At 64.9% G+C, this 12,074-nt stretch carries 14 protein-coding genes, 1 pseudogene and 1 riboswitch; of the genes and pseudogenes, 3 read left to right on the forward strand and 12 right to left on the reverse strand.

The genetic code is table 11. The features are described from left to right. Positions 1-149 precede the first annotated feature (149 nt). The 7 genes from metF to BN2476_RS21975 all read right to left on the reverse strand — a co-directional run bounded on the left by metF (position 150) and on the right by BN2476_RS21975 (position 5,319). Positions 150-980, reverse strand: coding sequence for a methylenetetrahydrofolate reductase [NAD(P)H] (gene metF / locus BN2476_RS21945; RefSeq protein WP_087736269.1), 831 nt, complete (start codon positions 978-980; stop codon positions 150-152). A gap of 19 nt (positions 981-999) precedes the next feature. Next, a complete protein-coding gene (locus BN2476_RS21950; RefSeq protein ID WP_087736270.1) occupies positions 1,000-1,353 on the reverse strand; it encodes a phage holin family protein in 354 nt (117 codons plus the stop codon). Continuing rightward, a complete protein-coding gene (locus BN2476_RS21955) occupies positions 1,354-1,545 on the reverse strand; it encodes a hypothetical protein (RefSeq protein WP_087736271.1) in 192 nt (63 codons plus the stop codon). A gap of 16 nt (positions 1,546-1,561) precedes the next feature. Continuing rightward, on the reverse strand, positions 1,562-2,983 hold the full coding sequence (gene ahcY, locus BN2476_RS21960; RefSeq protein WP_087736272.1) for an adenosylhomocysteinase: 1,422 nt from the start codon (positions 2,981-2,983) through the stop codon (positions 1,562-1,564). Positions 2,984-3,014: 31 nt separating this feature from the next. Further along, positions 3,015-3,129, reverse strand: a riboswitch (S-adenosyl-L-homocysteine riboswitch). Between the two features lie 47 nt (positions 3,130-3,176). Further along, positions 3,177-3,986: a glycosyltransferase family 2 protein gene (locus BN2476_RS21965; protein WP_087736273.1), complete on the reverse strand. Its 810-nt coding sequence runs from the start codon at positions 3,984-3,986 to the stop codon at positions 3,177-3,179. A 92-nt stretch (positions 3,987-4,078) separates the two neighbouring features. Further along, a complete protein-coding gene (locus BN2476_RS21970) occupies positions 4,079-4,801 on the reverse strand; it encodes an LrgB family protein (protein WP_087736274.1) in 723 nt (240 codons plus the stop codon). A gap of 23 nt (positions 4,802-4,824) precedes the next feature. Continuing rightward, the gene (locus BN2476_RS21975; RefSeq protein ID WP_087736275.1) at positions 4,825-5,319 is read right to left on the reverse strand and encodes a CidA/LrgA family protein; all 495 of its coding nucleotides are present in this window, start codon (positions 5,317-5,319) and stop codon (positions 4,825-4,827) included. A gap of 122 nt (positions 5,320-5,441) precedes the next feature. Here BN2476_RS21975 and BN2476_RS21980 point away from each other — a divergent pair, with 122 nt between their 5' ends. Further along, entirely contained in the window at positions 5,442-6,404 is a 963-nt protein-coding gene (locus BN2476_RS21980; protein WP_087736276.1) for a LysR family transcriptional regulator, read from the forward strand. A 58-nt stretch (positions 6,405-6,462) separates the two neighbouring features. Here the strand turns inward: BN2476_RS21980 and BN2476_RS21985 are convergent, their stop codons facing one another. From BN2476_RS21985 to BN2476_RS49360, 5 genes and pseudogenes are all read right to left on the reverse strand, one after another. Then, complete coding sequence (locus BN2476_RS21985) at positions 6,463-7,905, reverse strand: DUF937 domain-containing protein (RefSeq protein WP_087736277.1); 1,443 nt, start codon at positions 7,903-7,905, stop codon at positions 6,463-6,465. 121 nt (positions 7,906-8,026) lie between these two features. After that, positions 8,027-8,209, reverse strand: coding sequence for a GMC oxidoreductase (locus BN2476_RS49720; protein WP_369122653.1), 183 nt, complete (start codon positions 8,207-8,209; stop codon positions 8,027-8,029). Continuing rightward, a pseudogene (locus BN2476_RS49725) lies at positions 8,199-8,354 on the reverse strand (GMC oxidoreductase); the annotation flags it as partial. The pseudogene BN2476_RS49725 and the gene BN2476_RS49720, both read right to left, overlap by 11 nt. Next, positions 8,355-8,522, reverse strand: a complete 168-nt coding sequence (locus BN2476_RS49730) for a hypothetical protein (RefSeq protein ID WP_369122652.1) — start codon at positions 8,520-8,522, stop codon at positions 8,355-8,357. Next, positions 8,468-8,593: a hypothetical protein gene (locus BN2476_RS49360; RefSeq protein ID WP_268957924.1), complete on the reverse strand. Its 126-nt coding sequence runs from the start codon at positions 8,591-8,593 to the stop codon at positions 8,468-8,470. Before BN2476_RS49360 ends, BN2476_RS49730 begins: the two co-directional genes overlap by 55 nt. A 311-nt stretch (positions 8,594-8,904) precedes the next feature. Between BN2476_RS49360 and BN2476_RS21995 the strand changes: the two genes are divergently transcribed. Together BN2476_RS21995 and BN2476_RS22000 are read left to right on the forward strand one after the other, a co-directional pair. Then, positions 8,905-10,578 (forward strand): isovaleryl-CoA dehydrogenase, encoded by a 1,674-nt coding sequence (locus tag BN2476_RS21995; RefSeq protein WP_087736337.1) that lies wholly within the window; start codon positions 8,905-8,907, stop codon positions 10,576-10,578. Positions 10,579-10,628: 50 nt separating this feature from the next. Next, positions 10,629-12,047 carry a coniferyl aldehyde dehydrogenase gene (locus BN2476_RS22000; protein ID WP_087736278.1) on the forward strand — a complete coding sequence of 473 codons (1,419 nt, stop codon included), beginning with the start codon at positions 10,629-10,631 and terminating at the stop codon, positions 12,045-12,047. The last annotated feature ends 27 nt before the right edge of the window (positions 12,048-12,074 follow it).

The following is a 12,074-nucleotide window of genomic DNA, read 5'->3' on the forward strand; positions in this document are numbered from 1 at the left end:
ATAGTCAGCCAATATTCCGATTCAATATGGGTTTTCACTCCGCTTTCGTGACAGCAAGGTGAATCGGCACGGGTGAAATGAAAAGGGCGGCGCACGCCTGCGCGCACGCCGCCCATTTTTGCTGCCGATAAAAGATCAGATGCGAAAGATCAGAGGCCCAGCCGCCCACAAATGGCTTTCGTCGCCGCCGCGCCGTTGAGCGTATAGAAATGCAGGCCCGGCACCTTGGCGTCGACGAGACGGCGGCACAGGTCCGTCACCACGTCGAGACCGAACGCGCGGATCGCATCGCGGTCGTCGCCGAAGCTTTCCAGCCGCTTCGCGACCCAGCGCGGCACTTCCGCGCCGCACATTTCGGAGAAGCGCATCAGCTGCGAGAAGTTCGTGATGGGCATGATGCCCGGCACGATGGGCACATCGACGCCCAGCTTGTGCGCATCGTCGACGAAGCGGAAATACGCGTCGGCGTTGAAGAAGTACTGCGTGATCGCCGAATTGGCGCCCGCCTTCACCTTGCGCGCGAAGTTTTCCAGATCGTGACGCGGCGAACGCGATTGCGGGTGGTACTCGGGATACGCCGCGACCTCGATGCGAAACCAGTCGCCGAACTCGGCGCGAATGAAGCTCACCAGTTCCGACGCATAGCGCAGTTCGCCGACTTCGCCCATGCCCGACGGCAGATCGCCGCGCAGCGCGACGATATGACGGATGCCATGCGAGCGGTACTCGTTGAGAATCGCTCGCAGGCTTTCCTTCGACGAGCCGATGCACGACAGGTGCGGCGCGGCGTCGACACCGTCCTTCGCCATTTCGAGAACGGTGTCGAGCGTGCCTTGCTGGGTCGAGCCGCCGGCGCCGAACGTGACTGACACGAACTTGGGCTTGAGCGGCAACAGTTGCGCGCGCGTGGCGCGCAGCTTGTCGAGTCCTTCCTGCGTTTTCGGCGGGAAGAATTCGAATGAAAGTTCTATGGGGTTCATGGTCCTGTTGGCAGTCCCGTCAGCCGATGCTGCGGTTGCCGAAGATGAGCGCGGACAGCAGCCACGAAACGATGCTGTACAGGATCGAGCCGAAGAACGCCGACCAGAAACCCGACACTTCGAAGCCCTTCAGCAGCGACGCGCACAGCCAGAAGCACAGCGCGTTCACCACCAGTATGAAGAGCCCGAGCGTGAGTATCGTGACGGGCAGCGTCAGCAGGATCAGCACCGGTCGCAAGACGGCATTGATGAGCCCGAGCACGAGCGCGACGATCAACGCAGTGCCGAAACTGCGGATGTGGATCGACGGCACAAGGTAAGTGATGATCAGAAGCGCGAGCGCGTTGATCACCCAGGTCAGCAATACAGTCATTTACAGCTCCTCGTCGCTTGCGGGCGTGAAGTCCGGGTTGAACGCCAGGGCATGCGTGAAGCACGGGCCCATGCGATCCATCGCGTGGGCCACGTCCAGCCCTATGCGGCCATGTGTGACGCCGCATCGGCCATCCGCTTCGTGCTTCGCGCGATGCAGCTGCATGCCGTGGCACGCTGCTGCATCCGTCATGCCGCCTGGTTGCCGATCAGTAACGGTAGTGGTTCGGCTTGAACGGACCGCTCTTGTCGACGCCGATGTACTTCGCCTGCTCGGCCGACAGCTCGGTCAGGTTCGCGCCGATGCGCGCGAGGTGCAGGCGCGCGACCTTCTCGTCCAGCTGCTTCGGCAGCACGTAGACCTTGTTTTCGTACTTGCCGCCTTCGACGAACAGTTCGATCTGCGCGAGCGTCTGGTTCGTGAACGAGTTCGACATCACGAACGACGGGTGGCCCGTGGCGCAGCCGAGGTTCACGAGGCGGCCTTCCGCCAGCAGGATCACGCGCTTGCCGTCCGGGAAGATGATGTGGTCGACTTGCGGCTTGATGTTTTCCCACTTGTACTGGCGCGTCGACGCGACGTCGATTTCCGAATCGAAGTGGCCGATGTTGCAGACGATCGCGTTGTGGCGCATCGCCTTCATGTGATCGTGATTGATCACATGGTAGTTGCCCGTTGCCGTCACGAAGATGTCGGCCTTGTCGGCGGCGTATTCCATCGTCACGACGCGATAGCCTTCCATCGCGGCTTGCAGCGCGCAGATCGGATCGATTTCCGTGACCCACACGGTCGCGCCCAGGCCGCGCAGCGATTGCGCGCAGCCCTTGCCCACGTCGCCATAACCCGCGACCACGGCGATCTTGCCCGCGATCATCACGTCCGTCGCGCGCTTGATGCCGTCCACGAGCGACTCGCGGCAGCCGTACAGGTTGTCGAACTTCGACTTCGTGACGGAATCGTTCACGTTGATGGCCGGGAACGGCAAACGGCCTTCCTTCTCCATTTGATACAGGCGATGCACGCCCGTCGTCGTTTCTTCCGTGACGCCCTTGATGTGCGCGAGACGCGTCGAGTACCACGTTGGGTCGGCGTCGAGATGCTTCGCGATGGCCTTGTACAGCGCGACTTCTTCCTCGTTGGTCGGCTTGGCGATCACCGAGCGGTCCTTCTCGGCCTTCGCGCCGAGAATCAGCAGCAGCGTAGCGTCGCCGCCGTCATCGAGGATCATGTTCGCGAATTCGCCGTTCGGCCATTCGAAGATGCGGTGCGTGAACTCCCAGTATTCGTCGAGCGATTCGCCCTTGAACGCGAACACGGGCGTGCCGCCCTTCGCGATCGCGGCAGCGGCGTGGTCCTGCGTCGAGAAGATGTTGCACGACGCCCAGCGGACGTCGGCGCCGAGCGCCTTCAGCGTTTCGATCAGCACGCCCGTCTGGATGGTCATGTGCAGCGAGCCGGCGACGCGCGCGCCCTTCAGCGGCTGCTGCGCCTTGTACTCTTCGCGGATCTGCACGAGGCCGGGCATTTCCGTTTCGGCGATGTCGAGTTCCTTGCGGCCCCAGTCGGCAAGCGACAGGTCGGCAACGACAAAATCCTGGGAATTTTTCGAATCGTAGACTGCGGCGTTCATCACGCCCTCCTTTCTAAAAAAGACTAGAAATGTGACGTGAGCGCCGTTCGATGCGGTTGGTTTGTAAGCGCGGCGCGCGTCCAATCCTTCCGATTGAAAGCCTTCGAGCCTGGCGGGCGGAACCCGTCGCAACGCTCCTCGAAGACGAACGGCGATTGTAGCAAAACGAGATGGCTTGCGGTGGTCCTTCGGCCTATGCCGATTGACCTGCCGGCGCTGCATCGGTGGGCGGCGGCGTCAGTTGCGGCGCCAGATCGGCGTCGCGCAATTCCTTGACCGCTGCGTAGGCGCGGTGCACGAAGCGCCACGAAGCGTCGCGGGTCGCGGCGATCAGTTCGTCCGGCGCGGCGAGCATGCCCATCGAAATGCGGAAATAGCGCTCGGCGTGGATGTTCGGGTGATAGTGCATGCGCACGCGCTTGCAGTCGTCGAGGCGCGGATTGCCGAAGATGTTCAGCAGCGCCAGCGAAAACGCGCCGTCTTCGCCGCCGTGGCGCCGGAACACGTCATCGAGCGGAAACCCGCCGAACGCCGCATAGACGGAACGGCGAATCACGAGACTGCTCGGCACCGTGTTGCTCAGGACGGCCGCGTAGCTTTCGAATTGCGGATGCCCGGTGATGTTGGCGGGAAAGCCGCAGAATTCGACGTCGAGCCGGATCGACGGCTGATGCGGATGCTCCGCCATGAAAGCGGCGGCGCTCGCCAGCGCGCCGGGCATGTACTCGTCGTCGGCATCGATGAAGCCCAGCAGCGGATGAAGCGCATGCATCGCGCCCCAGTTTCGCGCGCGAGCCGCGCCGCCGTTGTCCGGCATGCGCAGCAGCTCGACACGCGGATGTTGTCGCGCGTAGTGCGCGACGACCTCGGCGGAGGCGTCCCGCGAGCCGTCGTCGACCACGACGATCTGCGCCGCCTCGGGCTGCACGACGCAGCTCGCGAGCGTGCGGGCGAGCGTCTTCTCGGCGTTGTAGCAGGGAATGATGACGGAGATGGGCAGCATCGCGTGGACCGGAAACCGGGAAAGGACGGTGCGTCGATCATAAAGCCGACGCGCCGCTTTTTATCCCGATTTGGTCGCGCGAGCGCTGCGCGTCATAGCGGCAGCAAGCTGAAAAGCGGCGCGAGCAGCACCATCACGACGCCGGCGATCATCATCGTCAGGCTGGCGACGACGCCCTCTTCGCTGCCCAGCTCGCGCGCCTTCGCCGTGCCGACGCCATGCGCCGCCGCGCCGAACAGCGCGCCGCGCGCGAGCCTCGTGCGCAGCGGCACCAGCGCGAGCACGATCTCGCCGAACAGCATCCCGCAGACGCCCGTCGCGATCACGAACAACGCGGTCAGGTCTTTCGGCGCGTGGATCTTGTCGGAGACGGCGAGCGCGAACGGCGTCGAGACGGAGCGCGTCATCAGGCTGCGCTGCAGTTCCGGCGACAGGTGCAGCAGCTTCGACAGCGCGAGCGATCCGCCCACCGCGACCACGATGCCGACCGTCACGCCGACGGTGAGCGAAATCCAGTGACGCCTGAGCAGCTCGCGATACTCGTAGATCGGCACCGCGAACGCGACGGTGGCCGGGCCGAGCAGCCACATCAGCCAGCGCGTGTCCTCGAAGTAGACGGCATACGGAATCCGCGTGACCAGGACGATCGCGGCGAGCACGGCCGGCACCGCGACGAGCGGCGTCAGCCACGGCGACTTGAAGCGCGCATACAGCGCCTTCGACGCGAAATAGAGCACCACCGTCAGCACGAAGCAGCCCGCGGCGATGAGCCGGGACGCGTCGTCGGCGAAAAGGGACGTGTAGAGGGCGCTCATGATGGCGTGACTCGCAACAGGAATTAGCGGAAGCTTCGACGGTCGAGGCCGCGCTCGCCGCGTTGGACCCGTTGGACCATCACACGGCGCAGCGCGAGGCGGCGTTCGAGGCGCGCGGCCTGGTCGACGGCGAAGGCGACGGCCACCATCACCATCAACGTACCCGCGACCACCACGAGCGCGAGACGCCAGCCGTCTTCGCGGAACAGGCCGCCGTACTGGACGGCCGCGACGGCTGCCGGGATGAAGAACAGCAGCATGTCGGACAGCAGCCAGTCGGCGCCTGCCTTGACCCAGCGCGGCGCGACGCCGCCGCAGAACAGCAGCGCGAGCAACGCGACTAGCCCCACGACGCCGCCCGGAACGGGCAAGCCGTAGCGTCGCACGACGAAATCGGCGGCGAACCAGACGCCCGCGATCGCGGCGCTCTGCACGGCGATCCGGCTGATCCTCGCGAGCGGCGACGTCGCGTCGACGCGAACGGAAGCGGCAATACGAGCGATGAGCGGCAAGATCATGGCAAACCCTAGGTGACTTTTCGATGGAATTCAGTATAGGTTGCAACGCAACATAAATAAAATGACTTAGAATTATTTGCTCCATTCCGAATTGGAATTCCAGAGTTACGAGGGCTACGATCATGGAACTGCGCGCGCTGCGTTATTTCGTCGAGGTCGTCCGGCAGCAAAGCTTCACCGTCGCGGCCGAGCAGATGTTCGTCACGCAGCCGACTATCAGCAAGATGGTGAAGTCGCTGGAAGACGAGATCGGCTCGCCGCTGCTGCTGCGCGACGGCCGGCAGATGGTGCTGACGGACGCCGGGCGGATCGTCTATCAGCGCGGCCAGGACGTGCTCGCCGCTTACGCGCAGTTGCAGGCCGAACTGAACGATCTCGGCACGCTCGGGCGCGGCGAACTGACGATCGGCATTCCGCCGATGGGCGGCTCGCTCTTCACACCCGCCATCGCCGCGTTCCGGCAGCGCTATCCGAAAGTCGAGCTGAAGCTGTTCGAGCAGGGCTCGAAGGCGATCGAGGCCGCGCTGATTTCCGGCGAGCTCGAACTGGGCGGCGTCCTGCAGCCCGTCGACCCGGAGATGATCGACGTGCTGCCGATGACGCGCCAGGTGCTGTGGCTGGTCGCGCGCCGGAGCTCGCGCTGGGACGCGCTGCATGAAGTGCCGCTCGCCGATCTCGCGAACGAGCCGTTCGTGTTCTACGGCGAGAGCCTCGCGCTGAACGACGTCGTGCTCACTGCATGCCGGACGGCGGGTTTCGCGCCGACCATCGTCGGACGCAGCGGGCATTGGGATTTCATGGCGGCGCTGGTGCTGGCAGGCGTCGGCATTGCGCTGCTGCCCGCGCCGTATTGCCGGCGGCTCGACGCCGCGCAGTTCACCTGCCTGCCCGTCGTCGAGCCGGAGATTCCGTGGGAAATGGCGATCGGCTGGCGGCGCAACGGCTATCTGTCGCACGCGGCGCGCGCGTGGCTCGAAGTCGCGCGCGAAACGCTCCCGGGACTGACCACCGACAACTTCACCCACACACCGACGTTCGACGTGCCCGAAGCGTCGCCGGATCGGCCGAAATCGACGCTGAAATGAAAAATGCCGTCCGATCAGCGACGGGCGGCATGCTGTTTTGCTTGCGGGCGCGGGGCGCTTATTGTGCGTGGGCCTGGGCTTTCGCTGCCTGTGTCCGCGTGGCCTGAGCTTTCGCGACCTGTGTTTGCGCGCCTTGCGTCCGTACGTCGTGCGTCTCGTTTGCCGTAGCGCGCATGGCATCGAACGCGCTCACCTGATACGTCGCGCCCAATCGCGCGTTCAGGCGGTCCGGCCAGCCGGCCTTCGCATCGGCGGCGGCGCCGCTCAGCTCGACGCGCGTGCCGCCGATTTTCATCCCGGCGCCCGGCGTCTGCATCAGCGGCAACAGCGCGTCGATGTGCGCTAGCCAGTCGGCGGCCTTCGTGTTGTCGTCGACGGTGACATCGGCGTTGAAGTTGCCCGCGCCGAATTTCGCCGTCAGCGCATTCAGCAGCACGGATTTTTCCGCGACGTTCTGCACGGTTGCCGTAATCGCAGGCTTGCCGTGCTTGTCGACGGCGACGATCAGTCGCGCATCCTTCGCGGTCGCTGATGCTTGCGGCTCGATCTTGCCCGTCGCGCTCGCCGCGTCATCCGGCCGCGCTTCCGATGTGGACAGAACTGCGGCATCCGGCGCGTCGGCGGGAGGACTAGCCTTGATCGTCGGAGCCGTGGCTGCGACGGCATTGCGGCCAACCAAATTCACCGCCGACGGGCAGTAAGCCAGCGCGACCCACATCAGCATTGCGGCAACCGCGCCGAGCAGCGCCGACAAGGCCGCCGCGCCGAACCAGTGCTTCGCCTTCGGGCCGGCGTAGCGCACTTCGCGCACCGTCTGCGCCGCCGGCGCGGCAGCCGCCGCCGATGCGGACGGCGCCGGTTCGGCAGGATCGCGAGCCGACGCAGGTGCCGCAGCCGGACGCTCGAAATGCGCCGAAACCGCGCGCACATGCAAGCCGACGGCGTTCACGAACGCGGACGCGCCGCCCAGCCCGAGCACCGTCGTCAGACTGTCGTTAAGATGCGGCGCGATGACCGGCAACTGCTGGCCGAGCAGCGTCGGCAACTGACCGATATTGCCCTGATGAGCGAGAAGGTGACGCTTCAGCACGCCCATCAGGATGCTGCCCGCAATGCCCGTCACCGCGTGCGTCGCGTGAGCGGGCACGCCCGTTTGCATTGATACGGTATCGCTCAGACCGTCGATGCGGCGCTCGAACGTATGCTCGAGCAACTGGCGCCCCGTCGACGACAACTGCGTGACGCCCGTCGTGCTCGCGAAGATGCGCGGCAACTGTTCGCCGATATCCGCATTGACTTCCTGGCCGAGAATCGTCGCGAACAGCGCACGCGCGCCGTCGAGCGTCGCGCACCGGTTCAGGAGACCCGCAACGAGCGCCGGCGAGGCCGCGTCCACGACTTTCGCCGTCGCCTCCGGCGGCAACCCGAGGCAGTTCGACAGTTGCCGAACCACCGCTTCCGGCAACGTCGACCGGATCAGTTCAATCACATTGACACTCATCGCTTCGTTTCCCTGAATTTCGAGCGCGCGCCCACACGCGCTTCATTGGGGCGCGATTATAGGAGCGGGAAAATCTCAGAAATGAAGCGATGAGTGAATTTCGAACTTTATCGGACTAATCCTATTTAGCTGCCACGTCAGCGGGTTCATCCGCGATTACGGACGACGCGCTCTCGCCGCGCGTGGCCGCGATGAAATCGGCGGCACGCTCTCCGATCATCACCGTGGGCGCATTCGTGTTGCCGCCGATCAGCGTCGGCATCACCGAGGCGTCGACCACGCGCAAGCCTGTCACGCCGCGCACGCGCAACTGCGTATCGACGACGGCGCGTTCGTCGCCGCCGATCGAGATCGCGCGGATCGCTGAGAAATGCCGGATCGATGACGGGTGCAACACGCGCATCGCTGCTCGCGAGCGTGACCGAGCCGCGGCTATGCGGACGCAGCACTCAGACATGTAGCGAATAGCCGTGTCCCCAGTGCATGTGGCGGTTGTGATCGTCGACGAGCGCCGTGCAGAAGTGCAGTTGCAGATCGGGCCGGTCGAGCGTCGGCCGGCTCTTCAGAAAGCCGCCCGCTTCGGCGACGCGATGAGCGCGATCGTCGCATCGGGACACCGCTCCGCGAGACGGCCCGCGAGCGAACAGCCGCCCGAGCCCGCGCCGACGATGACGTAGTCGTATTGCATCCGCTCCCCCTCTGCTCACACGCGCGGCGTTGCCCGCGGCATCTGTCGCATGCACACTTGTCTACGTTTGTCGACTGCGCCTTGTAGGTAGCAAGGGCCGTTCTTGCCGCATCGATGACAGAGCGATCCCTCTAAACGTAACGCGCATCGGCCCCCTATGATGAAAGCTTCCGTTCGCGCGATGCCGCGCGCTCGGGCATCGTTCAAACAAGGTCTTTCGCGCGCCGCCGTCAGTACGCATGGCTTGCGCGCTCGAATCAAACAGCGCCTCGAAAAATGAACGGCGCGCGTCCGTCAAACGGAGACATGCGATGGAACGGTTCGGCCCCGGCAAGACACACGACGTGACCAATCAGGTCCCGCCGCTCGCGAACTACAACCTGTTTTCGAGCGATGCCGCGCTCGCCGCCGCCGTCGATCGCGAAGGCGCGGCGTGGCATCGCGATGCGCTCGCGCGCGACGGCGCCGCACTGACGACACCCGATGTGCTTGCGCTCGCCGACCTCGCGAACCGCCACACACCCGAACTCGCGACCTTCAACCCGCGTGGCGAACGCATCGATGCGCTCGAGTTTCATCCCGCGTGGCACACGCTGCTCGGCCTGTTGCGTCGCGAGGGACTGCACGCATTGCCGTTTTCCGATCCGCAACAAGGCGCGATGGTCGCGCGCTGCGCGGGCTATTTCCTGCACGCGCAACTGGAATCCGGCTCGCTCTGTCCGCTGACGATGACCTTCGCGAGCATCCCCGTATTGCAACGCGAGCCCGCGCTGTTCGACACGCTGCGCGACAAGCTCTATTCGCGCGAACACGATGCGCGCGACGTGCCGCTCGATCAGAAGACCTCGATGATGGTCGGCATGGGCATGACCGAAAAGCAAGGCGGATCGGATGTGCGCAGCAACCAGACGCAAGCCTTCGCGGCGAACGGCGGCGGACGCGGCGCGGCATATCGGCTCGTCGGCCACAAATGGTTTTTCTCAGCGCCGCAGTGCGATGCCCATCTCGTGCTCGCGCGCACCGGCGATCACGAAGGCCTCTCGTGCTTCTTCGTGCCGCGCTTCGCACCCGATGGCAGCAAGAACGCGGTGCGCATCCAGCGTCTGAAGGACAAGCTCGGCAATCGCTCGAATGCGAGCAGCGAAGTCGAGTTCTTCGATGCCTTTGGCCTCATGATCGGCGACGAAGGACGCGGCGTGCCGACCATCATCGAAATGGCGAACTACACGCGGCTCGACTGCGTGATCGGGAGTGCAGGGCTGATGCGTGCCGCGCTCGTGCAGGCGATCCATCACACGCGCCATCGCAGCGCGTTCGGCAAGCATCTCGTCGATCAGCCTCTGATGCGCAACGTGCTCGCCGATCTTTCGCTCGAATCGGAGGCGGCGACGGTGCTGTTCATGCGCCTCGCGCGCACATTCGAAGACACGGCGAACGCGCCGGAAGAACGCGCGTGGCGGCGGCTCGTGACGCCCGCCGCAAAATACTGGGTCTGCAAGCGCACGCTCGAATTCACGGGTGAAGCGATGGAGGTATGGGGCGGCAACGGCTACGTCGAAGAAGGACCGATGGCGCGCTTCTATCGCGAGGCGCCTGTGAATTCGATCTGGGAAGGCTCGGGCAACGTGATGTGTCTCGACGTGCTGCGCGCGATGGAACGCGAGCCCGATGCGGCGCAGGCGTTGCTGGCCGCGTGGCGCAAAGAAGCGCATGCGCATCCGGCGCTGAAGGCGGCACTCGAACGGCTGATGAACGCGCTGACATTGACGCCCGAAGCGCGCGAGGCGTCCGCGCGCCGCATCGCGCAGCAGATCGTGCTAATCGCGCAGGCGGTGTTGCTCGCGCAACATGCGCCGTCGTTCGTCGCCGATGCCTTCATCGCGACGCGGCTCGGCGAAGGCTGCGGCGAGAGCGGTCGCGTGTATGGCACGCTGCCGTCCGCGTTCGATCATGCGGTGATCGTCGATCGCGCTTTCGCGGGTTGACTGCGCGCGGCACGACGCGCAACACAAAACAATAGAGAGAGAGACGAACGATGAAAAACGACCTGCCGGAAATCGCAGCACTGGAAGGCCTGCTGCGCGAACAACGGGCTGCGTATCTGCGCGCGCCGTATCCGTCATGGGATCAGCGCGCCGCGCATCTGAAGGCATTACGCGATGTGCTGCTCGACAATCGCGATGCGCTCGCGGATGCGATGCACGCGGATTTCGGCAATCGCGCGAAGGAAGAAATCCTGCTGGCCGAGTTTCTGCTCGTGAAAGAGGAAGTCGACGGCGCGCTGCGTCACGGCAGGCGCTGGATGACAGCGCAACCGCGTGCGACTAACAAATGGCTGTTGCCCGCGCGCGCGAAGATCGTGCCGCAGCCGCTCGGCGTGGTCGGCATCATCGTGCCGTGGAACTATCCGGTGCTGCTCGCGGCCGGTCCGCTGATCAGCGCGCTCACGGCGGGCAACCGCGCGATCGTCAAGATGTCGGAGCTGACGCCGCGTACATCGATGCTCTTCGAACAGCTGATCGCGCAGACCTTCGCGCGCGATCACATCGCCGTCGTCAATGGCGATGCAACGCTCGCCGCCGCGTTCAGTGCGCAGCCGTTCGATCATCTGCTGTTCACCGGCTCGACGAAGGTCGGCCATGACGTGATGCGCGCCGCCGCCGGGCATCTGACGCCCGTGACGCTGGAACTCGGCGGCAAGTCGCCCGCGATCGTCGGGCCGAACGCGCGCTTCGACCATGCTGTCGACAGCATCATCGCGGGCAAGACGCTCAACGCCGGGCAGACCTGCATCGCGCCGGACTACGTGCTCGTGCCGCGCGGCAAAGAGCAGGCGTTCATCGAACGTGCGCGCGTGCGCATGGCACGCCTGTATCCGGATTTCACGCACAACCGCGATTACACGTCGATCATTTCGCCGCGCCATTTCGCGCGGCTGCAACGTCTCGCCGACGAAGCGCGCGAACAGGGCGCGCAACTGCACGCGCTCACCGATTCAATGGCCGATGCGAGCACGCGCCGCTTTCCGCTCGTCGCCGTGACTCAGGCACCCGACGCGTCCACGCTGATGCAGGAAGAGATTTTCGGACCGCTGCTGCCCGTCGTTCCGTACGATTCGATCGACGATGCGATTCGCTATGTCAACGCACGGCCGCGTCCGCTGTCGCTGTACCTGTACGAAGAGGACAAGGCCGCGATCGCGCGCGTCACGCGCGAGACGATCGCGGGCGGCATGTGCGTCAACGAGACACTGATGCACCTCGCGTGCGAGAGCCTGCCATTCGGCGGCGTCGGCGCGAGCGGCATGGGCGCGTATCACGGATATGAGGGCTTCGTCACGTTCTCGAAGATGAAGCCGGTTTTCACACAGGCGCGCTTCAATGCGCGCGGATTGATCGCGCCGCCGTACGGCAAGCGCGTGCGGGCGCTGCTTGCGCTGATGATGCGGCACTGAGGCGTGTCGTGCCGCTGTTTTCTTTGG

The organism is Paraburkholderia piptadeniae (assembly GCF_900007165.1).
Taxonomy (GTDB): Bacteria; Pseudomonadota; Gammaproteobacteria; order Burkholderiales; family Burkholderiaceae; genus Paraburkholderia; species Paraburkholderia piptadeniae.

Bases quoted from the DNA above. Each gene is read 5' to 3' on its own strand.
- metF (WP_087736269.1), bottom strand. From the start codon at position 980: ATGAACCCCATAGAACTTTCATTCGAATTCTTCCCGCCGAAAACGCAG.
- BN2476_RS21950 (WP_087736270.1), bottom strand. From the start codon at position 1,353: ATGACTGTATTGCTGACCTGGGTGATCAACGCGCTCGCGCTTCTGATC.
- BN2476_RS21955 (WP_087736271.1), bottom strand. From the start codon at position 1,545: ATGACGGATGCAGCAGCGTGCCACGGCATGCAGCTGCATCGCGCGAAG.
- ahcY (WP_087736272.1), bottom strand. From the start codon at position 2,983: ATGAACGCCGCAGTCTACGATTCGAAAAATTCCCAGGATTTTGTCGTT.
- BN2476_RS21965 (WP_087736273.1), bottom strand. From the start codon at position 3,986: ATGCTGCCCATCTCCGTCATCATTCCCTGCTACAACGCCGAGAAGACG.
- BN2476_RS21970 (WP_087736274.1), bottom strand. From the start codon at position 4,801: ATGAGCGCCCTCTACACGTCCCTTTTCGCCGACGACGCGTCCCGGCTC.
- BN2476_RS21975 (WP_087736275.1), bottom strand. From the start codon at position 5,319: ATGATCTTGCCGCTCATCGCTCGTATTGCCGCTTCCGTTCGCGTCGAC.
- BN2476_RS21980 (WP_087736276.1), top strand. From the start codon at position 5,442: ATGGAACTGCGCGCGCTGCGTTATTTCGTCGAGGTCGTCCGGCAGCAA.
- BN2476_RS21985 (WP_087736277.1), bottom strand. From the start codon at position 7,905: ATGAGTGTCAATGTGATTGAACTGATCCGGTCGACGTTGCCGGAAGCG.
- BN2476_RS49360 (WP_268957924.1), bottom strand. From the start codon at position 8,593: ATGCAATACGACTACGTCATCGTCGGCGCGGGCTCGGGCGGCTGTTCG.
- BN2476_RS21995 (WP_087736337.1), top strand. From the start codon at position 8,905: ATGGAACGGTTCGGCCCCGGCAAGACACACGACGTGACCAATCAGGTC.
- BN2476_RS22000 (WP_087736278.1), top strand. From the start codon at position 10,629: ATGAAAAACGACCTGCCGGAAATCGCAGCACTGGAAGGCCTGCTGCGC.